Annotated in this window: 19 protein-coding genes and 2 tRNA genes; 2 read left to right on the top strand and 19 right to left on the bottom strand. The window is 62.5% G+C overall.

The features are described 5' to 3' along the window. Positions 1-73 precede the first annotated feature (73 nt). The 17 genes from selB to I2G43_RS05470 form a co-directional block, all read right to left on the bottom strand. Positions 74-2,041, bottom strand: a complete 1,968-nt coding sequence (gene selB / locus I2G43_RS05550) for a selenocysteine-specific translation elongation factor (RefSeq protein ID WP_195535398.1) — start codon at positions 2,039-2,041, stop codon at positions 74-76. Continuing rightward, positions 2,038-3,495, bottom strand: coding sequence for an L-seryl-tRNA(Sec) selenium transferase (selA, locus tag I2G43_RS05545; RefSeq protein ID WP_229071607.1), 1,458 nt, complete (start codon positions 3,493-3,495; stop codon positions 2,038-2,040). Before selA ends, selB begins: the two co-directional genes overlap by 4 nt. Before the next feature lie 52 nt (positions 3,496-3,547). After that, the gene (locus I2G43_RS05540; protein ID WP_195535397.1) at positions 3,548-5,665 is read right to left on the bottom strand and encodes a molybdopterin-containing oxidoreductase family protein; all 2,118 of its coding nucleotides are present in this window, start codon (positions 5,663-5,665) and stop codon (positions 3,548-3,550) included. A gap of 122 nt (positions 5,666-5,787) precedes the next feature. Then, entirely contained in the window at positions 5,788-6,627 is an 840-nt protein-coding gene (locus tag I2G43_RS05535; RefSeq protein ID WP_195535396.1) for a formate/nitrite transporter family protein, read from the bottom strand. Positions 6,628-6,666: 39 nt separating this feature from the next. Beyond that, the gene (hycI, locus tag I2G43_RS05530; protein ID WP_195535395.1) at positions 6,667-7,170 is read right to left on the bottom strand and encodes a hydrogenase maturation peptidase HycI; all 504 of its coding nucleotides are present in this window, start codon (positions 7,168-7,170) and stop codon (positions 6,667-6,669) included. Next, entirely contained in the window at positions 7,170-7,751 is a 582-nt protein-coding gene (locus tag I2G43_RS05525; RefSeq protein ID WP_195535394.1) for a formate hydrogenlyase maturation HycH family protein, read from the bottom strand. Before I2G43_RS05525 ends, hycI begins: the two co-directional genes overlap by 1 nt. Next, positions 7,752-8,534 carry an NADH-quinone oxidoreductase subunit B family protein gene (locus I2G43_RS05520; RefSeq protein ID WP_022095195.1) on the bottom strand — a complete coding sequence of 261 codons (783 nt, stop codon included), beginning with the start codon at positions 8,532-8,534 and terminating at the stop codon, positions 7,752-7,754. Between the two features lie 2 nt (positions 8,535-8,536). Then, on the bottom strand, positions 8,537-9,253 hold the full coding sequence (locus I2G43_RS05515; RefSeq protein WP_195520786.1) for a formate hydrogenlyase complex iron-sulfur subunit: 717 nt from the start codon (positions 9,251-9,253) through the stop codon (positions 8,537-8,539). A 1-nt stretch (position 9,254) separates the two neighbouring features. Continuing rightward, positions 9,255-11,027 carry an NADH-quinone oxidoreductase subunit C gene (locus I2G43_RS05510; protein WP_195535393.1) on the bottom strand — a complete coding sequence of 591 codons (1,773 nt, stop codon included), beginning with the start codon at positions 11,025-11,027 and terminating at the stop codon, positions 9,255-9,257. 3 nt (positions 11,028-11,030) lie between these two features. Continuing rightward, positions 11,031-12,590, bottom strand: a complete 1,560-nt coding sequence (locus I2G43_RS05505) for a hydrogenase 4 subunit F (protein ID WP_195535392.1) — start codon at positions 12,588-12,590, stop codon at positions 11,031-11,033. Between the two features lie 3 nt (positions 12,591-12,593). Continuing rightward, on the bottom strand, positions 12,594-13,247 hold the full coding sequence (hyfE, locus tag I2G43_RS05500; protein WP_195363860.1) for a hydrogenase 4 membrane subunit: 654 nt from the start codon (positions 13,245-13,247) through the stop codon (positions 12,594-12,596). 13 nt (positions 13,248-13,260) lie between these two features. Beyond that, on the bottom strand, positions 13,261-14,718 hold the full coding sequence (locus I2G43_RS05495) for a hydrogenase 4 subunit D (RefSeq protein ID WP_195535391.1): 1,458 nt from the start codon (positions 14,716-14,718) through the stop codon (positions 13,261-13,263). Between the two features lie 15 nt (positions 14,719-14,733). Further along, the gene (locus I2G43_RS05490) at positions 14,734-15,660 is read right to left on the bottom strand and encodes a respiratory chain complex I subunit 1 family protein (RefSeq protein ID WP_195535390.1); all 927 of its coding nucleotides are present in this window, start codon (positions 15,658-15,660) and stop codon (positions 14,734-14,736) included. A 12-nt stretch (positions 15,661-15,672) separates the two neighbouring features. Next, positions 15,673-17,691, bottom strand: coding sequence for a hydrogenase 4 subunit B (gene hyfB / locus I2G43_RS05485; protein ID WP_195535389.1), 2,019 nt, complete (start codon positions 17,689-17,691; stop codon positions 15,673-15,675). Then, positions 17,684-18,301, bottom strand: a complete 618-nt coding sequence (locus I2G43_RS05480; RefSeq protein WP_195535388.1) for a 4Fe-4S dicluster domain-containing protein — start codon at positions 18,299-18,301, stop codon at positions 17,684-17,686. The genes hyfB and I2G43_RS05480 overlap by 8 nt, the downstream gene beginning before the upstream one ends. A gap of 78 nt (positions 18,302-18,379) precedes the next feature. Next, the gene (gene fdhF / locus I2G43_RS10610; RefSeq protein WP_082421866.1) at positions 18,380-20,602 is read right to left on the bottom strand and encodes a formate dehydrogenase subunit alpha; all 2,223 of its coding nucleotides are present in this window, start codon (positions 20,600-20,602) and stop codon (positions 18,380-18,382) included. 76 nt (positions 20,603-20,678) lie between these two features. Then, positions 20,679-21,197 carry a 4Fe-4S dicluster domain-containing protein gene (locus I2G43_RS05470; RefSeq protein ID WP_022095206.1) on the bottom strand — a complete coding sequence of 173 codons (519 nt, stop codon included), beginning with the start codon at positions 21,195-21,197 and terminating at the stop codon, positions 20,679-20,681. Between the two features lie 429 nt (positions 21,198-21,626). Between I2G43_RS05470 and I2G43_RS05465 the strand changes: the two genes are divergently transcribed. Further along, complete coding sequence (locus I2G43_RS05465; RefSeq protein WP_117765829.1) at positions 21,627-21,950, top strand: type II toxin-antitoxin system RelB/DinJ family antitoxin; 324 nt, start codon at positions 21,627-21,629, stop codon at positions 21,948-21,950. Further along, entirely contained in the window at positions 21,943-22,398 is a 456-nt protein-coding gene (locus I2G43_RS05460) for a PIN domain-containing protein (protein ID WP_195535387.1), read from the top strand. Before I2G43_RS05465 ends, I2G43_RS05460 begins: the two co-directional genes overlap by 8 nt. A 767-nt stretch (positions 22,399-23,165) precedes the next feature. Here the strand turns inward: I2G43_RS05460 and I2G43_RS05455 are convergent. After that, positions 23,166-23,239: transfer RNA gene (locus I2G43_RS05455), tRNA-Gly, on the bottom strand. A 6-nt stretch (positions 23,240-23,245) separates the two neighbouring features. After that, positions 23,246-23,322, bottom strand: a tRNA-Pro gene (locus I2G43_RS05450). Between the last annotated feature and the right edge of the window lie 82 nt (positions 23,323-23,404).

The following is a 23,404-nucleotide window of genomic DNA, read 5'->3' as shown; positions in this document are numbered from 1 at the left end:
CCTGGTTTGGCGTTAGATGCCGAAAACAGGAACTATTTCACCGCAACTGAGGAGGCGGGGGCGGGTGACCGGCCTAGCGCAGCGAGCGCAGGCCGCCGGCATCCTTGTCGAGTACCGTGAAGCGCACGGCATCCAGGTGCTCCAAGATGCTGATGGCACGTTTGCGCGACACACCTAGCGCCTCGCGCAGCACGCTCGTGGTGGCGGCGCCGCCGGCTGCCTCAATGGCGGCGGCGACGAGCTCACGCGCATGGGCCTCGGCAGCAGCAGACAGGGCAACGTCGCGCTCGACCTTAACGATCGCGCGGTTGAGCGAAAGCTCGCGCAGGGCACGCGTCGTGGTGTCGCGATCGAGCCGCAACTGCTCGCCCACCTCTGGCAACGTCGGCGCATCGAGGCCGGCTTCGTCCAGCAAGGCAACGATACGTTCACAGGCCTCGCGCACCACACGCGCCGCGGCGGCAGCGGAGTGCGGGTCGAACACCTCGGCACCCTCGGAGGCACACACGCCACGGGCGCAGCCCTCGGCAATCAACGCCGCGGCAACGGCATCATCAGCGGTAGGCCACGCAGCATGGGCGACGGCGCCGGGCGTAAAGCCCGTCTCCTTGGGGGCAGCCGCGTGCATGGCGGACAGGGTCGCCGCCAGCGCACCCATCGCGGCATCGAGCGCGGAAGCATCTGCATACAGCGAGCCATCCGAGCCAGCTAGCGCGCGAGCAGCGCCCTTCGCCACCAACTCGCGCAACGCAGCGTCGACATCGCCGGCAACAAGATCCAGTGCCGCGGCAACATCAATCGCCGTAACCGGCAGCGTCTGTAGCGCCAGCCAAGCGCCCACACCGCCCGCGATATTGCCGGACTCGAGCGCCGCATACAGCGCACGCTCCCCTTCAGAAAGCTCGCGCGAGCGACGGCAGCGCGAAAGCAGCACGCGCCCGCCGCCAACAAGCATCACGGGCGAATAGGACAGCACTACGGCATGGTCCCCGGCACGTAGCGGCAGCGAGTTTTCCAAGCGCACCTGAACGATACGGGTCTCGCCCACCGCCATGGGGGCCTCACCCTCCATGAACATGATGCGACCGACAACCTCAGCCGTACCCGCCATCACGTGCACACGCGCACCCGACTCGAGCACACGCGGCTTAGCTCCCTCGCGACCCAAATACGTAAACGTCATCATAAAGCGCATCGTCTGGCCAAAGTGGCCCGCCACGCCCAGCATCTCACCGCGATCGAGCGCGGCGACACCATCGCCCACCAAGTTGAGCGCCACGCGCTGTCCGGGCAGTGCTCGCGGCGTATCGCCATGCACCTGAATCCCGCGCACGCGACAGACCGTACGCGACGGCAACGCGACGAGCTCATCCCCCACCGCGACGGGCGCATCGTGCAACGTTCCCGTCACCACGGTACCGGCGCCCTTGATCGTAAAGCAGCGGTCGATGGGCAGACGCGGCGCGGCATCGGTGCGCTCGGCACGGTCGCGGCAGGAATCCCAGCAAGCGGCAACCTGCTCGTCGAGCGCAGCCAGCAGGTCATCGATCCCCGCGCCGGTCTTGGATGACACGGGCACGATCGGCGCGTCCGCAAACACGGTACCCGACAAAAAGTCATCGACATCGAGCTCGGCGAGCTCGGTCATCTCGGCGTCGGCCAGGTCGCACATCGTCAGCGCGACCACCATGTGTGTGACGCCCAACAGCTCCAGCACGTGCACGTGCTCGCGGGTCTGCGGCATCACGCCCTCGACGCCCGATACCACCAACACGGCAACGTCGATGCCCGTGGCACCCTGCACCATGGCGCGCAGGTAGTGCGCATGCCCAGGCACGTCGACCAGGCCCACGATCTTGCCACTCGGCAGCGCCAGCTCGCCAAAGCCAAGCTCCACCGTCATGCCACGACGACGCTCGACCTCCAGACGATCGGGATTCTTGCCGGTCAGCGCCTCGATCAGCGCCGACTTACCGTGGTCAACGTGGCCCGCCGTGCCAACGATAACGGGACACTCCACCAGCGCTTGAACCTCACTCATCGAGCAATCGCCTTCTCAACGCATGCGGCAAGCGTCGACGCCGCCGTCTCGATATCGCGGTCGCCCACGAGCGTACGGACGTCAAACAAAATGCGATCGTGCGAGGTTCGTGTGACGACCGGAGTGTCGAAATCTTGGACGAGCGAGCGCTTGAGTGCGTCAACGGAAAGACGCTCATCGACAAGACGCACGGCAACGCACATGGTGGGCAACTCGACGGTAGGCAGCGAGCCGCCACCGGGAGTCGACGACTCCTCGACGATCTCCACCTGAACGGCGCACGGGCAGCCAGCCTTATCGAGGCCCGCCACCATCAGATCGCGCAACTTGCGTGCGCGACGCTCCAGATGAGCCTGCGGAAGCGTGAGCATGTTGAGTACCGGCACCTCGCGATGGGCCACATCCGCCCCGTCCATGTAAATGCGCAGTGTAGCCTCGAGCGCCGCCAGTGCAAGCTTACCCGGACGCAGGGCACGCATAAGCGGATGCGACCCGCAGGCCTGGACCAGGTCGCGACGACCCATGATAATGCCCGCCTGCGCGGCGCCGAGCAGCTTATCGCCCGAGCATGACACGATATCGAGCCCCGCCGCGACCGAAGCCGGCGTGGTTTCTTCGCCTCCGCGCACCAAGATGTCGTCGGGCAACAGCGCGCCCGACCCCTGGTCCTCGTAGAACAGCAGGCCATGCTTGTGGGCCAGGGCGGCAAGCTCCCGAGAGCCTACCTCCTCGTGAAAGCCCTCGATGCGATAGTTGGAAGGATGAACCTTGAGGATCATGGCCGTATCGGGTGTGATGGCTTGCTCATAATCTGCCAGGTGCGTGCGGTTGGTGGCGCCGACCTCGACGAGTTTGGTGCCCGAAGCCGCCATGACGTCGGGGATGCGGAAGCTGCCACCGATCTCGACGAGCTCGCCGCGGCTGACTATGACCTCTTTGCCCGCGGCATGGGTTGCCAGCACCAGCAGCACCGCGGCGGCGTTGTTGTTGACCACGAGCGCGTCCTCGGCACCGGTGAGCGAGCGAATCAGCTGCGCGGCATGCTCCTTGCGCGACCCGCGCGAACAGGTGTCCACGCTGTACTCGAGTGTGCTGTAGCCGCGCGCGACCTCGGCCACGGCCTTGGCGGCCGACTCCGCGAGCGGGGCTCGACCCAGATTGGTATGGATAACAACACCCGTGGCGTTGACGGCGGGGCGCAGGCTCGGCAGCGCAGAACGGTGAGCGCGCCACTCAATGGCCGAGGCTAACTCGCGCTTGGAACGCGGAGCGGCGCCGGCACGAATCGCGGCGCGCTCCTCGTCGAGCTCGGCCGTGACGGCGGCATGCGCCACCGCGTCGCAGGTCTCCCCCGCCGCCTTCACCACCGGCCACTCGGTAAGCAGCTCGTTGACGGAAGGAATGGCGCGCAGGTGGGCGCGCACCTCATCGGACATCTTCTGGCTATCGCTCATGTGCGGCCTTTCAAAAGAAACGTGGATCAGTCGAATACATCAGCTGAGTCAATTACTCGTCATTATCCCCGCGCGCGACAATCTTTTCCACGCGAACGGCGTTTTCCTGGGTGAGCGCGGCGCCCGTCAACGGGTCCCAACGCAATGGCGTATGGTCGAGCGGGCCCACGCCCAAGGCTTGAGCGCCACCGGCATCGGCGCCAAACGAACGTCCGCCGGGGGCGGCCGATGTAAAGATGCACGCCGGATGCAGATACGGCGTCGTCTCCACGCGCACGCGGTCGCGGCCCATATCGCTCACGAGCTCGATGATCTCGCCGTCGGCGATGCCCATGCGCGTAGCAGCATCGGCATTCATCTGCACGGCATCCAGGTCCGATCCAGCCTCGGCGGCACCTTGGGCCGCAAGCCTGCGCGAGGTATGCGACTCAAAGGGTCGATTGCCGCTAATGAGGCGAAACATTCCTGGGTCGGGCTCCACCATGGGAGCGATCCAGTTGGGTACACGACCCAGACCGGCTCGTTCCCATACGTCGCTTGCCAGCGCAATTTTGCCGCCATCCAGGGGAATCGCCGGCTCGCCCGTACGCGACGGCAACGCAACACCCGTGTCGGCCCAGCCTCGCTCCTTGAGTGCGGCAAGATCGATCCCAAACGGTGCCACCTGGGCGGCGGCCAGATCGTCGGACGTAAACTGGAAGTACTCGCCCACGCCACACGCCTGCGCCAGACCGGCAAAAATCTCCCGACCGGGACGTGTGTCGTCATGCTGCACAGGCAGCACGGCGTTGCGGTAGAACACGCGCGCATCGTTGGCGCCTGTCACCGTTCCCACGCCGCGGTCAGCCTCCAGATACGTCACGTCAGGCAGCACGAAATCAGAAGCACGCGCCGTCTCGGACCAGCGAATATCAATCGTCACGAGCAAGTCGAGCTGCTGCAAAATACTCAACCAAGCCTGTGCATTGCCATAGCCCGCACCGGGGTTACTGGCATAGACGATGAGCCCGCGCAGGTCACCGGCAAGAATGGACTGGCCAATGGTCGTACACAGGCCGCGCACCGGATCGACCAGTGGATAGCGCTCGGACCCCAGCTTGGGCTCGCGCGGCACCGGCGGCGTCGCAAAGCGCGTGGGATCGAGGTCGCCCAACACAAGCGGCGTGGGCGGATTGAGCGCGCCACCCGCATGTCCAATACAGCCCAGCAGCACATCGACCAGGCAGATAGCACGCGCGGTCTGGGTGCTGTTGGCATACGCAATGCCGATGCCACCATGAAAGCCAGCGTCCACCACCGCAGCAGGCGCCGCGGCAGCCAAATCTCGCGCAGTCGCACGGATATCGTCCGCCGGCACGTCGCACATCGACTCGGCCCACTCGGGCGTCCAAGCACTGGCTGCCTGCGCCAACTCGTCAAAACCTGTGGTATAGCGGGCAACAAACTCGCGGTCGTACAGATCCTCGGCAATCAACACGTGGACAATGCCCAACAGCAAGGCCAGGTCGCAACCCGGGCGCACACGCAGCCAGCGGTCGGCAAGCGCAGCCGAACCGCTGCGCCGGGGGTCGACCACGATAATCTTCGCCCCACGGCGACGGGCATCGTTGAGCGCATCAACGGCCCCCATCGTCGACGAATCGACAATGGAACGCCCCAGGTACATGATGCAATCGGTATGCGCCAGGTCGGAAGCGGGACTATAGCCCAGGCTGTGCTCCCAGCCGGTGAGACGGCTTACCTCGCAGGCACCGTCGGCACCGTATACGTTGGGCGAGCCCAGCGCATGCATAAAGCGATGCGCCCAGTAGCGGTCGAACGAGGGCACCCCGAGCGTCATGCCCAGCGAACGAGGCCCGCGCTCGTCAACAATCTCCCCAAGGCGCGCTGCGATGTGCGCGAACGCCTCATCCCACGAAATTGCATCGAACCCCGAGCCATCAGCTCGTCGGCGCATGGGATGCAAAATCCGGTCACGCTCGTCAAACGGCATTGCCAGGCGATGCCGTCCGCGGGCACACAGGGCTCGCGCCGCGCACGGATGCCCCGCAACCGGCAGCTCAGCCACCACACGTCCATCCTCAACATGGGCCGCAAAGGCGCAATCGGCATAGCATCCCCCGCATGTGGTCACCACGGCGCGACCGTCACGCTTCACAGCAGATGCCATCTCGATTACCCCTTTCATCAGCCAAACACAACAGGCCAAAAGCCCGGCAACGAGTCCCGGACCCAAAAAGCCTCCCGCACGGCAACGCCCCGCGGGAGGCCCAACGTCAAACAGACGGTACCTTACGCCTCGGACTTCTTGGCGTAGATAAACCAGTAGCCGAGCGCGATCAGAACCGCACCGCCCACGATGTTGCCCAGCGTGGCGGCGGACAGGTTAAACGCAATGCCCGCGGCGTTGAGCGCATCGGCGCCGGCGACCTTGGCACCATAGCCGCACGCGTGCATCACGGCACCCATGGGCAAAAAGTACATGTTGGCGACGCAGTGCTCAAAACCGCAGGCCACAAAGGCGGCGATGGGCAGAAGAATGCCCACGACCTTATCGACCACGGTCTTGCCGGCGGTACCGATCCACACGGCCAGGCACACAAAGATGTTGCACAGGATGCCGCGGAAGAAGATCGTCACCCAGTCGACCGTCACCTTGCCGGCGGCGACGCTCACCATGGAATTGGCGACCGCCTCGCCGTTGAGCTTGTAAATGCCGGCCATGTACACCAAAAAGACGATGAACAGGGCACCGACAAAGTTACCAAGCCACACGACGAGCCATGCCTTGAGCATCTGAGCCAGGGTGATCTTTTTGCTCTTGAGCGCGCAGACCATGAGCGAGTTGCCGGTGAACAACTCGGCGCCACACACCAGCACCAGCACCAGGCCCAGGCAAAAGCACAGGCCGCCCACGACGCGCTGGGCGCCCCAGCCCAGCGTGCTATCGCTCAAGAACACGGTAAAGAACAGGCCACCGAAGGCAATGAACGCGCCGGCGAACATCGCCAAAACAAAGGCCTTTGCGACCGGCAGGTTGGCCTTGGTTACGCCGGCGGCCTCGGTTTTGGCCTCGATCGCGGCGGGCGCCAGGCAATCGGGAGCGGGATACTCCACCTTGGAATCTGCCATGTCAATCACTTCTTTCCTAATCAGCAGGGACAAGCGCACCTATTGCTCTTGCCCCAAGCGGACAAAGTGGGAAAAGTCGTTGGCAGCCACGGCGTTATACACGGCGTCGACGGCGTCAAAGACTTCCGGGGACATGGGGTTGTAGAACTCCGTGTCGCCCGGTTGAATCCCAACGAAGACGATATCATCACACGATTGCTCGATTTCCTCGATCAGAATCGACAAAGGGAGCGAATGCGTGGTGAACATCGACTTGCGGGCCACATCGCGCTTGTCGAGCAAACGGATGGACCCGACGGGCAGTGCCATGTCGGCGGCATCAACCAAGACCAGACGCGGCGGACGCTCGCGCTTGACCTCGATGATGTCGTCCTCGGGCGTTTGGCCGCCGTCGATGGTGTACCAACCGGCAAGCGGCGCGTCCTCCATCTTTTTGGAAAGCACGGGGCCGGCGGCATCGTCGGCACGCAGCACGCTTCCCGCCGTGAGCACGATACCCGCAAACGGGGCGCCGTTCACACGTCCATCCACAACGCGACCCATTACTGCAACCTCCCCGTCAGATACACGCCCGACACATCGCGCACGCGCTCAACCAGATCGCGGAACTTCATCAGAAACGCGACCTGCTGGGCATGCAGGCCAAAGTCGTCGTCGAACACCGAGATGCCGGCCTTGGCCGACCCACGAAAACCGCGTTCTTCGAGCAGCGCATCGCAGGCCTCGAGCAGCGACGGCACCGCCGCCTTGTCGAGCTGGCACTCGCCAAAGGAGCGGATGGCCTCGAACTTGGTCTTGGCCTCCCCCTCAGGCAGAGCGTCGACGAGCGAATAGAACACATCCACCGGCACCGACAGGCGCGGCTCAAAGCAATCGAGCACGCCGGTGTGGTGGCCCACGGCGAGCGTGTAGTACAGCACGTCGCAGGCCTCCTGGGGAACGTCTTCCTCGGTCTCCACAAACTTACGCGTGAGCTCGTAGAAGACCACCTGGTCGGGCGCATGGCCCAGGCAGGGGTCGGCGACGCCCTCGGCGGCCTCGTCGCTTGCGCGCGAGGCATCGCCAAAAGAGCCGCCGAGCATGCCGGGGCCCGCAAAGTAACCAGAGCGGTCCGTGAGCTCCATCTAGCGACCTCCGGCCAGCACTAGATCCTGCAGCGCCGAGTACACCTCGACGCGACGCGGATCGTCCTGCTTGTCGATGAGCAGCGCCATGGCACCGCGGATATCGCCCTTGGGCGCACCCTCGAGCGTGTCCATAAACTCGTTGGCCAGGTCGCGGCCGTAACGGTAGCCGCTCATGGCGCGAGCCTCGCGCTCGATGGCAACGCGCAGCTTGTACGGCACGCCGGGGTGCAGGATATCGGCCTGCTCGCCGGCGGCCTCCACCGTGGTCTCGGCATGGAGCTTTTGGTCCAGCAGACCGAGCGCCATGGCAAAGCCGTAGATGGTCTGCGCGGGGCTGGGCGGGCAGCCGGGGATGTAGACATCGACCGGAAGAATCTTATCCGTGCCGCCCCAGACGCAGTAGTTGTCGTAGAAGATGCCGCCGGTGCAGCCGCACGCGCCATAGGACACCACGATCTTGGGATCGGGTGCAGCCTCAAAGGCGCGCAGGGCCGGCATGCGCATGGCACGCGTCACGGCACCGGTGTACAGCAGCACATCGGCGTGACGGGGCGAAGGCACGACCTTGATGCCAAAGCGCTCGACGTCGAAGACGGGCGTGATGGAACCGAAGATCTCGATCTCGCAGCCGTTGCAGCCGCCGCAGTCAACGCGGTAGACGTACACCGAGCGCTTGATCTTCTTAAGAAGGGTCGCCTTGGCCTTCTCGATGCTCTCGTCGAGCTCGATCTTGGTCGGGCGGTACTGGAGCCGCTCGGGCAAAAGCGTGGGTTCGGCCATGGTTACTCCTCCTTCGTTTCAAAATCCATGATGATGCCCTCGACCGGCGCCGGACCGGCGGGAATCTCGGGCGCATCGGGGTTGAGCTCGCGGTCGATATACTCCGGGTTCACGCCGTGGCCGCCCAGATACTCCATGCCGGGGCCCTGGGGCTCACCGGACGCAAGCGTCTCGTTGGCAGCCATGCCGTGCGCGTTGCCGGTCTTTACGGCCGATGCGGCGCGCAGGGCGTCGAGCTCGCGCTTGCACTCCTGGCACATACCGACGGTACGGGCGGCCTGGATGGCCTCCATGCCGCCGGTCTTTTGCAGCAGGCGCTTGGCGTAGTCGATCTCCTTGTGCGGGGCAAACGGCTTGCCGCAACGCGAGCAGTGCTCGAGCGTGTAGACGCTCTTGCTGGTGAGGTCGTCCTTGCTCATGACGGCCAGCTCAAACTCCTCGGTGAGCTTGATGGCCTCCATGGGGCAGGCCTCCTCGCAGCGGCCGCAGAAGATGCAGCGGCCGTAGTCGATCGACCAGGTAATGGTATCGGCCGCAAGGTCGGTGTCCATGCGAATGGCATCGGCCGGGCACGCCACGCCGCAGGCACCGCAGGCGATGCAGAGCTCGGCATTGTGCTCGGGCTTGCCGCGCATGTCCTTGTTGGTGGGGAACGGCGCAAACGGGTACTTGACCGTCGCGTCGCCGGCCTTGGCGTTTACCTTCCAAAGCTTCAGCATATTAGAGCGCCTCCTCATCGAGCGGAGCGGCCATAGTGCCCTCGCCCGCAAGCGGCGACTTGTCGCGCCAGACGTTCTCGAACTGCTCCTTATCGAGCACGTGGTCGCGCTTGGCGGCGACATCGGTCACCGTCACGCGGTCGGTGCAGGAGTAGCACGGGTCGAGCGAGCCGACGATCAGCGCCGCGTCGCCCACGGTGTTGCCGCGGAACATGTAGCGCAGGACCGGCCAGTTGCTGTACGTGGCGGCCTTGGCGCGCCAGCGGTAGCACTTCTGGTTGTTGCCGAGCATGGCCCAATGCACGTCCTCGCCGCGCGGCGCCTCGGTGGCACCGATGGCGTACTTGTGCGGGGTGTACTCCCAATCCGTGGTGAGGATGGGACCCGACGGGCAGTTCTCGAGCATGGTCTCGATCATGTCGATCGAATCGTAGACCTCCTGGATGCGAACGGCGGTACGGCCGAAGGCATCGCAGGTGTCGGCCGTGGCGGCGTGCATCTTCTGGACGTCCGGATCGGCGTAGCCGTCGAAGGGATGGTCAAAGCGCACGTCGCGGGCATAGCCCGAGCCACGCATGAGCGGGCCGACCGGCGAGAAATCGCGTGCGATCTTGCGGTCCAAGATGCCGATGCCACTCGTACGCTCAATAAAGTTGGGCGTCGAGAGCAAGACGTCGACGAGCTCCTGAACCTCGGAGCGCAGCTGGTGGATGGTCGTGAGGGTGGAGAGCTTCTGCTCGGCCAAAATGTCGCGACGCACGCCGCCGATCACGTTGAGGCCGTAGGTCTTGCGGTGACCGGAGAGCTTCTCGGCCAGGTCCATGGACTTCTCGCGGACGCGGAAGAACTGCTGGAAGCCGGAGTCGAAGCCCGTGTAGTGCGACGCCAGGCCAATGTTGAGCAGATGCGAGTGCAGGCGCTCGACCTCGAGCATGATGGCGCGGATGTACTGGGCGCGCGGCGGGACATGGATACCCTGGGCGCGCTCGACGGCCTCGGCGTAGGCCACCGAGTGGGCGCAGCCGCAGATGCCGCAGATGCGGTCGGCGAGGAACGTCACGGCGTCATAGTTCAGGCGCGTCTCGGCAACCTTCTCCATGCCGCGGTGCACGTAGAACAGACGATAGTCGGCGTCCACGATCGTCTCGCCCTCAACGAACAGGCGGAAGTGGCCGGGCTCGTCGGAGGTAATGTGCAACGGGCCCATGGGGACGAGCGTGGTCTCCTTGCCCTTGGTATCGGCCAAGAACTCGTAGTTTTCCATATCGCTCGCGGGAGCGGGACGGAAGCGGTAGTCCATGGAGTCCTTACGCAGCGGGTACAGGCCGCTGGGCCAGTCATCGGGCAGCACCAGGCGACGGCGATCGGGCAGGCCCTCGGGGATCAGGCCGAACATGTCGCGCAGCTCGCGCTCGCCCCACACGCAGGCGGGGACGAACGGCGTCACGGACGGGAACGTCATCTTGGCGGGATCGATCTCGGTACGCACGGTCACCCAGCCGGGATCCTCCCCCTCCATGGAGATGACGTAGTACACGGCGTAACGGCCGCACAGGCTGCGCTCATCGTTGCCGATAATCACGGGAATCCAGCCGTAGCGCTCGTAATACAGGTAGTGGACGGCCTCGGGCAGCTTGTCCTGCTTGACGGTAATCGTCAGCTGGTCCTCGCACTGCCACTCGACCTTCTCGATGCAGCCCGGAACGGCGCGGCGCAGGGCCTCGACATGGCTCTCGCAGCGACGGGCATACACCTTGTTCTCAGTTTCAATCATTCGTTACTCCACCTCGCTCTGAGCGGTCTCGGTACCGAACACAGCGCGGTACATCGGCGTCGCGTGAAGTTCCTCGGTGCTCTGCTCGAGCACGATGCCGGTCGCGGTCTCCACACCGTGCACGAGAGGCAGCGGGGTGGCGATGCCAAACCACAAGATCATGACGGCCAGGATGATTTCGGGGATAAGCATGAGCGCCGGGGCCTCATGCTTGCCCATGCCCTGGGGCGCATGGCCGAACACCGACTTGAGTGCGATGCGGGTGAGCGCGGAGATGGCCACGGTAAGACCGAGGGCGACCACGACGACCAGCCACATGGGACCGGCAGTGACACCGGCGACAAAAGTCAGGAACTCGGAGATAAACATGCCAAAGGGCGGGAAGGCACCAAGACCGAGCAGCGCCAGGATGGCGAGCGCGGCGGTTGCGGGGGCAACCTCGACGACACCCTGAATCTTAGCCAGGCTACGCGTGCCAAAGGCGTGCTGGATGTTGCCGGACACGCAGAAGGCAAGCGTCTTGGTAAAGCCGTGGAACACGCAGTGCAGCAGGGCCGCGGCGATACCCAGCGGGCCACCGATACCCAGGCACAGGGCGATAACGCCCACGTTCTCCACAGACGAGTACGCAAAGCGGCGCTTGAGGTCGTCCTGGCGAAACATCGAAAGTGCCGCCACCAAAATGGACAGCGTGCCGACGATCAGCAGCAAAAGTTGCGGATACTCGGCGCCCACGGCCTGGATGGTAAAGCCGTAGAAGCGCATGATCACAAGCATGGCGCACTTAAGCAGCACGCCCGAGAGCAGGGCCGAAACAGGGCTCGGGGCCTGGGAGTGGGCATCGGGCAGCCAAGTGTGCATGGGGAACAGGCCGGCCTTGGTGCCAAAGCCGATCACGATAAACGCAAAGGCGAGGCGCATGAGCGTCGGGTCGAACTGGTCGGCATACGGCAGCACGCACGACAGGAATGCGGCCTCGTGGGCGTTGGGAATCACGTCGGCGGCGTTGGCGTAGATCAGCAGCGTACCGAACAGGCCAAAGGCCACGCCGGCGGTGCAGACCATCGCATACTTCCAAGAAGCCTCGAGGGCCGTCTTGTTCTTGTAGATACCCACGAGGAACACGGTGGAAAGCGTGGTTGCCTCCACGGCGGCCCACGTGAGGATCATGTTGTTGGACAGGCACGCGAGCAGCATGGTGAACACGAACAGGCTAAACAGCGCAAAATACTGCTTGGCGCGCTCGGCGGGCATGGAGCCCTCCTCGATATCGGCCTTTACATAGGGCAGCGAGAACAGCCCCGTAAGAAAACCGATAAAGCCGATGAGCAGCACAAAGATGGCGCCCAGCGAATCGAGGTGAAACCACAGGCCAAGAGCGCTCGCGGTGTCGCCGCTCATAAGGACGTCACCGGCCGTCATAATCGACAGCACCAGGACGGCTGCGACGGAGACCAGGTTGAGACCGGCAAACACGTTATAGGACGTGTTCTTGGGCAAAAATGCCATGATCAGCGAGAACACCAAAGGAGTCGCGAGCAGGGCGAGAATCAACGTTTCCATGGACTACCCCCTCAGCTCGGACAGGTCGCGCGCATCGAGCGAGTGGGAGTCGTCCCAAATGCGACGCACGACGATGGACATGATGATGACGGCAAAGATGGCGTCGGTGGCGATACCGATCTCGATGATCTCGGGAGCGGTGGGGGCCAAAAGCGCGAGCGTCACGTGGCTGCCGTTTTCCATGAGGCAGTATCCAAAGATCTGCTTCATGATGTTGCGCTGCGAGATGATGCAGGTGAGGCCCACAAAGAAGTGAGCGAAGCTAATAGCGAGCGCAGGCGTTGCGACCTCGGCCGTGGGCAGGCTGATCTGCGTCACGACGGCAAAGCAAATCGCGACCTCGACGGCGATGATGCAGATGGCCCACGCGGGCTTAAGGCCGGCCTTGAGCGATGCGTCGCTCGGCTCGCCCATCTTCTTGTATGCGCGGTTGAGGATGTAAGGGACCAGGACGACCTTGGTGATAAAGGCGGATCCGGCCCACATAAGCAGCTCCTGCGCACCGGTAGTGGCACCGAGCGTGGCGAGCAACCCCACAAGCACCAGCGACTGCACCGCATACCAGCTGATGGCGTGCTTGATGTTCTTTGAGACGACCACCATGGTGGACGTGACGATCAGAAGGCCGCCAAGGATGTTGACGATCGAATAACCCATGTCGTTCTACCTCCTAACCGATCCAGCTGGCCGAAAGCGGGCCGCTGACGATGACCATGATGATGAGTACGATGAACACGAATGCCATTGCCTTGGGGAGCGGTGCACCAGCGGCGACTTCCTCGCTCGGCTCGCCGGGCAGGCAATAGCCCATCCACTTGAGGAACCAGGCGAAGGTGGCGACGGTCTCGGCAACCATGATGCACACGAGCACCAGGATCGCAACGTTGCCGGCACCAACAGAGAAGCCGCCGGCGATGATCTGGAACTTCGAGAAGAACGTGTTCATGGGCGGCACGCCGGCAATGGCGAGCGCGGCGACACCAAAGCCCACGCCCGAGATCGGGTACTTCTTTACGATGCCGCGAAGCTTGGGCAGCATACGCGTGCCGAGCGTGAAGGAGAACGAACCGGCGATCAGGAAGAACAGCGTCTTGGCGAAAGCGTGGTTAAAGATGTGGCACACGGCGCCATCAAAGGCCAGCTGGCTGCCAAAGACCGAAAGGCCCAGACCAAAGAACACATAGGAGAGCTGGGCGATCGTGGAGAAGGCCAGCAGACGCTTCATGTCCTTTTGCGGCAGGTACATAAGGAAACCAAAGAGCATGGTGACCATGGCGTCGATAATGGCGACCCAGCCCACGATCTCGGGAATCTCGCCGGCAGAGACGAGTGCACGCGCGAACACGCACACGCCGACCTTAACCATCGAGGCACCATGCAGGTAGGCCGAAACAGGCGTCGGTGCCTCCATGGCCGAAGGCAGCCACATGTACATGGGAACCTGTGCGGACTTGGCCCAGGCCGCAAACAGCACGAGCAAAAGGACGATAGCCTTGAGCTTGGCATCGAGGCCGGCAATCGCGGTAATGGCGAAGGTGCCGGTGTGGGCAAACACGATGGCAGCGCCCAGATACAGGCCGAGCGCACCGATATGCGTGATGATCAGGGCCTTCATGCCGGCCTTCTTGGCCGTAGGCGTCATGTAGTAGCTAATGAGGCCCCAAGAGCACGCGCCCGTGATCTCAAAGAACACGAGCTGGCCCAAAAGGGTCGAGCTGTACACGAGGCCGGCCATGGCGCCGATGAAGGTCGCGAGGTACGCGTAGAAGCGACGACGCGGCGCGTCGGGATGCTCACGGTTGTTCTCGCTCATATAGGGGATCGAATAGATCACGACAAGCAGGCCGATACCCACAAAGGCGGGCGCGAGCAGCGTGCTCATGCGATCGAAGGTGAATCCCATGACGAGGGTCTGCCCAAACGAGATCAGGGGGACCTGCGTGTCGGGCATGCCGGCGCCAGCGAAATTCGCGGCGAGGGCGATGGTGCAGACCGTCGAGACGGCGGCACCCAAAACGCTGAACCACTTGGCGTACGGACGGGGGAACAGGGCGACGAGCACCGAGGCCACCATCGGGGCCGCGATAGCGACCAAGCCGAGAAGGGACAGACTGACTGCAAATGACATTGTTTCTCCCTTCTCCTACACGCCGACGACCACGAAGACAAACGCCAGAACGGCGATGCCCACGACAGCCCAGGTCTGATTACCGAGTACCTTAAAACGCGAGCGCGAGCAGGAGTTCTCGATCACGCCGCATACGACAAAGTCGATAAGGCACTTCACCAGGAAGATGACGGCACCCAGAACGGCGGCGGTGCCCACGGTCGCGGGCTCGCCCCAAGGGATGAAGATTGCGCAGAACCAAGCGACGACCAGGACCTGTTTCATGGACATGGCGAGCTTGGCCATGGCGAGCGACGGGCCGGAAAGCTCGGCGAGCGGACCTTCCTGAAGCTCCTGCTCGGCCTCGGCCTGATCAAACGGCAGCTTGCCGAGTTCCATGTAGCAGGCGATCGCAAAGGCGATGCCGGCGAGGATCACGGCGACCGGCGCGTCGACGGCGCCCGTCATGATGTGCTGACCCATAGTGGCGATGTCGGTGGAGCCACACACCAGGGCGGCGGCAAACAGCGCCAGCAGCATGGACGGCTCGATGAGCACGCTCATAAGCAGCTCGCGAACGCCGCCGATACCGGCGTAGGCGTTGGACGAATCCACACCGCAGAGGGCGAAGAAGAAGCGCGCGAGCGCCAGGCTGTACATGATGGTGATGGCGTCACCAAAGACCGGGATGGGGCTTTGTGCCGTAAAGAGCGGCAGGCCCATCGCGAGCATAAAGGCGACGGCGAAGAACAGCGGAGGCATAATGCGCAGCGCAAAGCTCGCGTCCTCGCTCTGGGACTCGGGGCGCGCAAAGAGCTTGGCCAGGTCGCGGTAGTCCTGCATGATGCTGGGGCCGCGACGGTTGTGCATCTTGGCGCGGATCACGCGGCCGAGACCGGAGAAGAACGGCGCGACGGCCATGACGACCACGCCCTGCAGAACGGCAAGTACGATGTTGTTCATGCTCTCCCCTCCTTAACCCATTTGCACGGCGAGCACGAGGAACACCACGAGTGCCGCGACGATATAGCAGATATAGATGCTGTAGTTGCCGCCCTCGAGCTTAGTCGCGAGGTCGGCGAGCTTCTCGACACCCTTATGCGGGGCATCGACGAGAACCTTGTCGGGTACGGGCTCCACAGCCTCGGCCACACCGGTGAGCTTCTGGAAGAAGTGCGCGATGGACCAGCAGACGGCCGTGCAGCGGTCGCGCAGCGTGTAGAGCGGCTGCATAAACCAGGACACCTCGGAGGCAAAGGTCGTGGCCATGACGGGCATATGCTCGTTGGGAGCATAGCCGCATGCCCACGGCTGGGACTTCTGCACCTTGCCGACGGTCTTGAGCTTGCGATAACCGCAGGCAAGGCCGACGAGCACCACGAGCGCAATGGCGATCGCGGGCGTGGAGGTGGCAGCGCCGGAGTACTGGTTCATGAGCTCCATGCCCTCGGCGGCAAACACGCCACCGTACGGATGCAGCACGGACGCGGCGACATCGACCAGCACGGGCGCGATCACGGGAGCGCCAATGCCCAGAACGACGCAGATGGCCGCGAGCAGACCCTGCGCAAACACCATGGGGGCGGGAACCTCCTTGGCATTTGCCGCGGCCTCGGAGCGAGGCGCGGAGGCAAAGGAGACGCCATAGGCCTTGACAAAGCACGTGACAGCCAGTGCGCCGGTAATGGCAAGCGCGACGGCAGCGAACACGGCCACGATCATGACGGCCTTGTCGCCCTGCATGGCGGCGTTAAAGAGCGACTGGTAGGTAAACCACTCGGACACAAAGCCGTTGAAGGGCGGGATGGCCGAGATGGCAAGCGCGCCAACGAGGAAGCAGATGGCCGTTGCCGGCATACGACGGAACAGGCCGCCCATCTTCTCCATATTGCGCGTACCCGTAGAGTACAGCAGCGCACCGGCGCCCAAGAACAGCTCGCCCTTAAACATCGCGTGGTTAAACGTGTGGTAGAGGGCGGCCATCAGAGCCAGGACGGCGATACCGACCGAGTTGAGCGCCATGGCGGCCATGGAGGCACCGACGCCGAGCAGAATGATGCCGATGTTCTCGACGGAGTGATAGGCCAGCAGGCGCTTGATGTCATGCTCCTGCAGGGCGAAGGCCACGCCGAGAACCGACGAGATCGCACCGAAGACCATGACCATAAGGCCCCACCAAACCTGAACGCCCGAAGCGGAGAGCAGGTCGAGGCCCACTTTGAGAATGCCGAAGATACCAATCTTGATCATGCCGCCGGACATGAGGGCCGACACGTTGGACGGCGCCTCGGGATGTGCCTTAGGCAGCCAGCCGTGCAGCGGGATGATACCGGCCTTGGCGCCAAAGCCAAAGAAGGCGAGCACGAAGCACACGGATGCGACCGCGGGGCTAAACTGCGTGGCGCGGAAATCCGCAAAGGCAAACGAGCCACCGGCGAAGTTGGTCATGGTGAGGAAGCTCGCCATGATGAGCACAAAGCCGACGTGCGCGATCACAAAGTAGAGCCAACCGCCGTGGATGGAATTCTCGTTCTCCTCGATCACGACGAGGAAGTACGAGGTCAGCGACATGAGCTCAAAGGCGACCAGGAACCAAAACACGTTGTCGGCGGTGATGACGAGCATCATGGACGCCACGAAGGTGTTAAAGAAGAATCCGGCGCGGCCCTTTTTGCCCGGGTACTCATCAAAATAGTTGAGACCGTAGATCGAACCGGCAAACGCGAGCACCGAGATGAGCGCCACGAACAGGCCGGACAGCTGATTGAGCAGCAGCTGGAAATGGGCAAACGGGAAGAACACGATGGTGTCGACCGACGTGACATCGCCCAGCACGGCCTGGATACCGGCCACAAACGAAAGCACCGCGGCGACGGCGCCGATTAGGCAGCCGGCGGTCTTGGCGGCGTTATCGGCCTTGATCAGCAGAACCGAGGCGAGCGCACCGATGCACGAGACGGCAAGCGATGCGATAAACAGCGTCATGCTATCCATTGTTTACGCTCCCTTCTGCTTTCTCGGACAGGCCCTGGGCCACAGCGGTAACGTCGACGACCGGACCGTTTTCAATCGAGCGCAGGCGCTTGGCCTCGTCGAGTTCGCGATCGGCCGCGCCGCCCATGACGGTCAGCGCCTTGGTGGGGCACGCCGCCACACAATGCGGGCCGTCCGCATCGAAGGCGCACAGGTCGCACTTGACAGCGCAGGTGTACTGGCCAGGAGTCCACGTAAGCAGGCTGCTCAGGGACTTAGGATACGAAGGCGTCGGGTCGCACATGCCTGCGACACCGGCGATAGACGTGCCATCGGGATGGATGGCACCGAAGGGGCACGCGATGGCGCACAGCCTGCACCCGATGCACTCCTGCTCCTTGACGTGGATGCGGTCGCCATCGTGCTCGATGGCATTCACCGGGCAGACCTCGGCGCAGGGGGCACCCTCGCAATGGTGGCAGGCAAGGGCGGCCGAAATACCGCCGGTCTTCACGAGCGCCAGGCGCGGCGTATCCTGAAGACCCTGCATCCGGTGGGCGTCGGCACAGGCGGACTGGCATGTTCCGCAGCCGATGCACCTCTCCGGGTTGATGTCGATGAAGCGGTTCATCCCCACTTCCTTTCAAAATAACGGGCCGGGCTCCCGAACGTACGGGACGCCCGGCCCAAAAAGCCAACGAGAACGGGACTACACGATTTGATTCACGTGCGTCTCGTCGTCGAACTTGGCGGCGCCGGGCTCAACGTCCTGAGGAGCGGCGGCGTCCACCAGAGCCTGCTTGAGCTCGGTGTACTGACGCTCGACCTCGCCCTCAGCCCAGACCTGGTCGGCGATAGCGTCGACCTGGCAGGCAGAGAACTTGTCCTCGGGCGTATGCGAGACCGGGTCGACCTTGTGAATGGTCAGCTCGTTGCACTTGCCGATCCACCACTGGTAGGTCATATAGACCGTGCCCTTGTTGATACGGTCGCTCACGTCGGCGCGGCTGTATACCTGGCCGCGGCGGCTGTGGATCGAGACGATGTCGCCGTTCTTGATGCCGCGCGCCTGGGCGTCCGCGGGATTCATGCGGACAAAGCCGGGCTCGTCGGCGAGCAGCGCCAGCGTCTTGCAGTTGCCGGTCATCGAACGGCAGCTGTAGTGGCCGACCTCGCGGACGGTGCACAGAATGAGCGGGTACTCATCGTCGGGAAGCTCGGAGGGCGCCTCCCAGTCGTGCGCCATCAGGTTGGCGCGACCGTCCTTGGTGGTGAACTTGCCACCAGCGAACATGTCGGGCGTACCGTGGTCGTTCACATCGGTGCTCTTGACCGGCCACTGGGCGTAACCGCCCTCGGGAGCCATCTTCTCGTAGGTTGCGCCCACAAAGTTGGGGCACAGGCTAATGCACTCGTTCCAGATCTGCTCGGTGTTGTCGTAGTGCATGGGATAGCCCATGCGCGTAGACAGGTCCGCGAAGATCTCCCAGTCGTGGCGGCACTCGCCCTTGGGCGGAACGGCCGCGTCAAAGTGCTGGAAGCTACGGTCGGATGCGGTAAAGACACCCTCGTGCTCGCCCCAAGAGGTGGCAGGCAGGATGACGTCGGCGAGCATGGTCGTCTGCGTCATAAAGATGTCCTGGCAAATGAACAGATCCAGCTCGGAGAGCGTCTTGCGCATTCCGGCCGAATCGGGCTCGGTCTGCACCGGGTCCTCGCCGTAGTTGTAGAAGCAGTGCACCTTGCCCTCGTCGACCAGGTGGCCCAGGTCGGTGAGCTTGTAGCCCTCCTCGAGCGGGAGCTTTTCCTCGGGCACGCCCCAAGCCTTGGCAAACTTGGCACGCACTGCCGGGTCGGTGACCTTCTGGTAGCCAGGGTACAGGTTGGGCAGCATGCCCATATCGCAGGAGCCCTGGACGTTATTCTGGCCACGCACGGGCGCGAGGCCGGAGTTGGGTTTGCCGATCTGGCCGGCAACGCAGGCGATGGAGGCGATGGTGTGCACCGTCTTCAGGTTCTGCTTCTGCTGGCATACGCCCATGCCCCAGCCAATGATGGCAGAGGGCTTCGCCGTGGCGTACATCTCGGCAGCTTGGTGGATCAACGCGGGCTCGACACCCGTGATGTCCTGTACGGATTCGGGAGTGTAGTTCTTGATGGTCTCCCACCACTCGTCAAAGCCGTTCGTGTGCTCGGCGACGAATTCCTTGTCGTAGAGGCCATCGTTGACCAAGCAGTTGGCAAAGGCGTTGAGGAACGCAACATTGCAACCGTTCTTGATCGGAAGGTAGAGATCGGCGATACGCGCGGTTTCGATATGGCGCGGGTCGGCGACGATGATCTTGCAACCCTTTTCTTTGGCTCGCACGATACGCCTTGCGACGATGGGGTGCGAATCGGCAGGGTTATAGCCGAAGAGGAAAATGCAGCCCGCATCCTCCATACCGGGGATGGAGCATGACATGCAACCTGAACCAACCGTGTCCATCAGACCGAGGACAGTAGGGCCGTGTCAAGTACGGGCGCAGTTGTCCACGCTGTGGGTGCCGATGCACGCACGCGTAAACTTCTGCATGACGTAATTCGCCTCATTGCCGCCGCCTCGCGAAGAGCCGGTGGTCATGACAGCGTTAGGACCATATTCGTCAATTATGGCCTGCATCTTAGATGCGGTGAAATCCAGTGCCTCGTCCCAGCTTACGCGCTCAAGATCCGCGCCCTTGGTGCGACGGATCATCGGGTGCAGTACGCGAGGAGTCAAGATCTTGGTGTCGTTGATGAAGTCGTAGCCGCTCATGCCCTTAAGACACAGCTCGCTCTGGTTGGTGATGCCGTTGAGCGGTTCGGTGCCCACGACCTGGCCGTTTTGGACCAGGAGGTTAAACTGGCAACCGGCGCCGCAGTACGGGCAGATCACTTTATGCTTCTCCATGACACCCTCCTTCCTTTCTCTGCTACCGAATACTCGGTTCTTATTTGACAATCATTGGGCCTGTATGGCCGGCCGTTTACGCCTCGTTTTCGATGGTGGCGCGGGCACGCTCGGCAGTCAGTTCTGCCAGGCGCTCCTCGTCTACCAGGGTGAGGCCCTTGGTCGGGCACGCCTCGGCACACGCCGGACCGCCGGGACGGTCCACGCACAGGTCGCACTTGAGCACGAAGCTCTTGGTCTGCGAACCCACGCGCACGTCACCCATCAAGACGGGGACCTGCGTGGTCGCCACGCTCACGGCGCCAAAGGGGCATGCCATGACGCAGCTCTTGCAGCCGATGCAGTTGTCCTCGTTGACGCCGATACGATGGTTCTTTGGATCAAAGAACAAGGCGCCCGTAGGACAGGCCTTCGCGCACGGAGCGTCCTCGCAGTGGTGACATGCCACCGGCGCGGAGATCTCGTAGGTGCGCGTTACGCGCAAGCGAGGTGCGGCGATGTTGCCGGGAATATCGTGTGCCTCGATGCACGCCGCCATACAGGTTTGGCACCCAATGCAGCGCGAAGAATCGGCTACGACTCGTTTATTGCCCATGTTGTTCACTCCCTCCTGAATCCCATGCCGGAGAGACCCTGTCGACGTTGCCCCGGACCGCCCGTGGTCCGGCATCGGCGTATCGAGCGCATGCGGCGAAACAGGCACTTCGATAGAATTCCTCCAACGATATACAGGTTAAATATACGCAGTTGCAGGTGGCAAACTTGAGGATAGGCCCTGCAATACGGGTGTATTGCAGGGGTTTTGGCAGGTTGGAATTATTCTCGATAGGATATAAAGGTGAGTGTATTACACGCGTACGCCCAAGAAAGATTTCACGCTCATTTCTGAAGGATGTAGTACGTTTGTAATATCGTTTACACTCAATTACTCTAGTGCAATAAAGTAGTGGTTGTAAGATTGGCTATTATTAGCCACTGCTGTATTTGACTATTCAAATTGCACGCTCATTAAGGGAGGCCAGTGATGTCATCGACTCAAAAACGAGCCATCCTGCAGGTGCGCATTCGCGAGGAAGACAAGCAGCATGCTGAGCGTCTCTACGACGCCATGGGCACATCGCTCGCCGAGGCTGTCCGTCTATTTGTCGCGCAAAGCATTTTGATGCGCAAGCTCCCCTTTCAGCCGGTCGCCGTGCGCTCAAAGGATGGCACCGCCGCCTATGGATCGCTCAAAGCCTATGGGGACCCCAATCGCCGCTCCGAGGAGCGCAATGCCTGGATTGAGTACCTTGCCACAGAAAGCGACGATTCGATTTTGGGTCCCGAGGAAGTAGATATCCATGAGTAGCACCATCATCGACGAGACCGTCATCCTGCGCTACCTGCTTAACGACGACGAGGTCCTGTCACCGCGCGCCGCCAAGGTCATCGCCACGCGCACCGCTCGTGTCTACCCCGAAATCATCACGCGCGTCGTGGTCACGCTGCGCGACGTCTATAAGGTTCCCCGCGTTGAGATTGCCGCGGCCATGAAAAGGCTGCTCGATGACGTTATGGTCGACGAGCCCACCGTTGTCGCCCTTGCCGTCAAACTCTTTGGCAAGACCCATATGGACTTTACCGACTGCCTCCTCGCAGCCCGAACCGCCATCTACAACGATGATGTCGTGAGCTTTGGCAAGCCCATCATCCAAGGCATGATCGATTACCGCCACAAGCGCCAAACCGCAGCCGAAGCCCGCAGCCGAAGCACCGACTCCACCATCGACAAGCTCCGCCACCACGGTCGCCACTAACCGACAGACAACGGCATCGCCCGCCCCTCAGCCCATCCCCTCTTAAGTTGCGGTGAAATAGTTCCTGTTTTCAAGCTTCCACGGGCCTTTTAGGAACTATTCCACCGCAACTTCCAGGTTGGCCATCCGAAACCGACAGCCTTGGACCGCGAATCCTACTGTTCGCCACGAAATGGGCCTATCTACTACGTTTAACCGATTACCCTCGACCATACCGAAATCCGAAATATCAAAACCGCTGGTAGACGGCTTGCTGATTTTCCGAAAATGCCGCTATGGTCGACCCCTGCGGGCCAAACGTAGTAGATGGGCCGCTTTCGTGGCTCAGCACCGGACCAGTCATTTAGGGACAGGGCTTTTTTGACCACATTTGCCAGCCTATCGCTAGAGTAGTCAAAACAGCCCCGTCCCAAATTAGCTACCCCGGCCTTCAATGGGTTCGCAAAAGCCAAACGACAGCCCGTATTTCACCGCAACTTAGGTGAGGCGGCATCGATTCCCGCACCTCGTACACTTACGAAAATGGCTCTGGTCCCAAAAGGAACTAGAGCCATTCATCTATCTTATGGAGCGGGCGACGGGAAGTCCAAGGGTTTGCTTCGCAAACCCTTGTTTCGCTGCGGGCCATTGGCCCTTGCGTGCTGCGCTGGAAAATGCTCACGCATTTTCTCAGCTTCGCACCCTGCCGGGTTCGATTCCCGTCGCCCGGCACGCTTATGAAAACGGCTCTGGCACCAAATGGAGCCAGAGCCGTTAAAGCTATCTTATGGAGCGGGCGACGGGAATCGAACCCGCGTCATCAGCTTGGAAGGCTGGGGTTCTACCATTGAACTACGCCCGCAAGATATGGTCGGGACGACAGGATTTGAACCTGCGACATCCTGCTCCCAAAGCAGGCGCGCTACCAAACTGCGCCACGTCCCGAAGGTGTTGAGCAGCTAAGGCATAAACCTTGCGTGTCCCAAAGCGAAAGAAATTATAGGGGAGACTCCCCGCCTGTGCAAGC

This window comes from Collinsella aerofaciens (assembly GCF_015557435.1).
Taxonomy (GTDB): Bacteria; Actinomycetota; Coriobacteriia; order Coriobacteriales; family Coriobacteriaceae; genus Collinsella; species Collinsella aerofaciens_Z.
The sequence above is the reverse complement of the archived record's forward strand: the minus strand, read 5'-3'. Positions and strand labels throughout refer to the sequence as shown.

Bases quoted from the DNA above. Each gene is read 5' to 3' on its own strand.
- I2G43_RS05515 (WP_195520786.1), bottom strand. From the start codon at position 9,253: ATGCTGAAGCTTTGGAAGGTAAACGCCAAGGCCGGCGACGCGACGGTC.
- hycI (WP_195535395.1), bottom strand. From the start codon at position 7,170: ATGGGTCGCGTTGTGGATGGACGTGTGAACGGCGCCCCGTTTGCGGGT.
- hyfB (WP_195535389.1), bottom strand. From the start codon at position 17,691: ATGGATAGCATGACGCTGTTTATCGCATCGCTTGCCGTCTCGTGCATC.
- I2G43_RS05480 (WP_195535388.1), bottom strand. From the start codon at position 18,301: ATGAACCGCTTCATCGACATCAACCCGGAGAGGTGCATCGGCTGCGGA.
- I2G43_RS05465 (WP_117765829.1), top strand. From the start codon at position 21,627: ATGTCATCGACTCAAAAACGAGCCATCCTGCAGGTGCGCATTCGCGAG.
- selA (WP_229071607.1), bottom strand. From the start codon at position 3,495: ATGAGCGATAGCCAGAAGATGTCCGATGAGGTGCGCGCCCACCTGCGC.
- I2G43_RS05535 (WP_195535396.1), bottom strand. From the start codon at position 6,627: ATGGCAGATTCCAAGGTGGAGTATCCCGCTCCCGATTGCCTGGCGCCC.
- I2G43_RS05525 (WP_195535394.1), bottom strand. From the start codon at position 7,751: ATGGAGCTCACGGACCGCTCTGGTTACTTTGCGGGCCCCGGCATGCTC.
- I2G43_RS05540 (WP_195535397.1), bottom strand. From the start codon at position 5,665: ATGGCATCTGCTGTGAAGCGTGACGGTCGCGCCGTGGTGACCACATGC.
- hyfE (WP_195363860.1), bottom strand. From the start codon at position 13,247: ATGGGTTATTCGATCGTCAACATCCTTGGCGGCCTTCTGATCGTCACG.
- I2G43_RS05495 (WP_195535391.1), bottom strand. From the start codon at position 14,718: ATGTCATTTGCAGTCAGTCTGTCCCTTCTCGGCTTGGTCGCTATCGCG.
- I2G43_RS05470 (WP_022095206.1), bottom strand. From the start codon at position 21,197: ATGGGCAATAAACGAGTCGTAGCCGATTCTTCGCGCTGCATTGGGTGC.
- selB (WP_195535398.1), bottom strand. From the start codon at position 2,041: ATGAGTGAGGTTCAAGCGCTGGTGGAGTGTCCCGTTATCGTTGGCACG.
- I2G43_RS05510 (WP_195535393.1), bottom strand. From the start codon at position 11,027: ATGATTGAAACTGAGAACAAGGTGTATGCCCGTCGCTGCGAGAGCCAT.
- I2G43_RS05460 (WP_195535387.1), top strand. From the start codon at position 21,943: ATGAGTAGCACCATCATCGACGAGACCGTCATCCTGCGCTACCTGCTT.
- I2G43_RS05520 (WP_022095195.1), bottom strand. From the start codon at position 8,534: ATGGCCGAACCCACGCTTTTGCCCGAGCGGCTCCAGTACCGCCCGACC.
- I2G43_RS05490 (WP_195535390.1), bottom strand. From the start codon at position 15,660: ATGAACAACATCGTACTTGCCGTTCTGCAGGGCGTGGTCGTCATGGCC.
- I2G43_RS05505 (WP_195535392.1), bottom strand. From the start codon at position 12,590: ATGGAAACGTTGATTCTCGCCCTGCTCGCGACTCCTTTGGTGTTCTCG.